This is a genomic window from Arthrobacter sp. GMC3, assembly GCF_002929305.1.
Lineage (GTDB): Bacteria > Actinomycetota > Actinomycetes > Actinomycetales > Micrococcaceae > Specibacter.
This window is the reverse complement of record NZ_PJIO01000078.1, coordinates 1-728: the sequence shown is the minus strand read 5'-3', so window position 1 is coordinate 728 and position 728 is coordinate 1. Positions and strand designations below refer to the sequence as shown.

Here is a 728-nt window from a genome sequence, read left to right as displayed (position 1 = left end):
CCCCGCCGCGGACTGGTCCACTTCGAGGGCCACATGACCGTGCTGCAATACGAATCATCCCTGGCCAGCATCGACTCCGCCACCAACCCCCACCACCACACCGCCTTCAACAACATCAACACCACCCACACACCAACAACACCCAGAACCACCTGCGGTGCCTGCGGCTCCACCACCAGCACCGGGGGCACCCGCCCCGCCAACGACGCAGAACGCACCAGCGCCCACCAGCCCCTACCCGGACAGCAAGACGTCCTCGACTTCCTCCGCGAAGCCACCAACCCCCACAACACCCCTCGCACTAGCAGTGGCAACGGGACTAGCAGTACCACCGGCCATGACGCCGGCAGTGGTAGCGGGTTTGGCAACGGCAGTCGCCGCGACACCGCCTCTGGCACTGGCCCTGCCGGTGGGGGTGGTGATCCCATCGAGACCTCGAGTCAGTGGCCGCCACCGCATCAGGGCCCGGCCCCCGACTGGGCGAACCCACCAGCCACCGAATCCCCCGACACAAACACCGACGACGACCAGCCATGGCCGCACCAGGTCAACGGCACCTCCGTACCCGAACCCGGCACCTACACAGGCCTACCCGGCCTGAACCTCATCGATCCAGCATCCACCGACCCAGCCGTCACCGACCGCCGCACGCACGGCCAGAAACTCCTCGACGGTCTCATCGACTGCCTCAAACTAGCCGCCCGCACCGGCACACTCCCCATCACAGG

General features: G+C 67.0%; 1 pseudogene. It reads left to right on the top strand.

From position 1 onward, the window contains the following. Window positions 1–33 precede the first annotated feature (33 nt). Window positions 34–728: pseudogene (locus CXQ94_RS21505) on the top strand (hypothetical protein); the annotation flags it as partial.